At 66.7% G+C, this 955-nt stretch carries 1 protein-coding gene; it reads right to left on the bottom strand.

The annotated features are described in order from the left end of the window. Nucleotides 1-43: 43 nt before the first annotated feature. A complete protein-coding gene (locus G4L39_RS09695) occupies nt 44-802 on the bottom strand; it encodes an RsmE family RNA methyltransferase (protein WP_276607568.1) in 759 nt (252 codons plus the stop codon). Between the last annotated feature and the right edge of the window lie 153 nt (nt 803-955).

Below are 955 nucleotides of genomic sequence, written 5' to 3'. Positions count from 1 at the left end.
AACCCCGCCAGCGCCCGCCATACCATCCATACCACACTCCACTTCACCCCCCGTTCCCCAAAAACTCCGACTGTATCACCGCAGCAAACACCAGCGCAGCCGTCTCGCTCCGCAACACCCGCGGCCCCAGCCATACCGGATCAACCCCGGCCCGCTCCAGCGCCGCACTCTCCTCCAACGTAAAATCCCCCTCCGGTCCAACATACGCAGCCACCGACCCCGGCAGCCGACCCCCATGCTCCCGACGATACCGTTCCAGCCGGCCCCGCAGCGTCTCACGCCCCCCACCCAACCCCCCAAACACCTCCAGATCAAACCTCGGCCGCCCCCGCAACCAATCCCCCAACGGCCGAAGCTCGCCCACCTCCGGCAACCATGCCCCACCACATTGTTTCAAAGCGTCCACGGCCACCCATCGCCATTTCTCGCGCCGCGCCCCCACCTCCTCCGCACGCAAACGCACCACCGACCGGGCCGCCAACACGGGTTGAATCCCGGTCACACCCAACTCGGTCGCCTTCTCCAATACCTCCTCAAAACCACCCGCCTTGATCAGCCCCACCACCAGCGTCAAACGCCACGCCGGCGGCAATTCCCGACGACGCCCCCACACTCGCAAAACTACCGCCCGCCGAGCAGCCTCAACCACCTCGGCCCGACACACCTGCCCCGCCCCGTCCAGTAATTCCACCACCTCACCCGGCCGCACCCGCAACACATGCAGCGCATGATGGGTCTCCCGCGGACAAAGCATCACGCGCTCGTTCACCATATCCTCAGGTCTTACATAAAAGCGATGCATACCCACCCGGCACACTCCACGGCCCGCCCGACAGCCCCCACACAAACCCACCAGCCCGGCCGTGCCCGCTCCAAAAACTCCCACCCCAACGGCCGCCCCAGCCCGGGCCCCACCCAAAACCTCCCCCTCATCGGCACCCGACCAGCCCGCCCT

It is taken from the genome of Limisphaera ngatamarikiensis (assembly GCF_011044775.1).
Taxonomy (GTDB): domain Bacteria; phylum Verrucomicrobiota; class Verrucomicrobiia; order Limisphaerales; family Limisphaeraceae; genus Limisphaera; species Limisphaera ngatamarikiensis.
The sequence above is the reverse complement of the archived record's forward strand: the minus strand, read 5'-3'. Positions and strand labels throughout refer to the sequence as shown.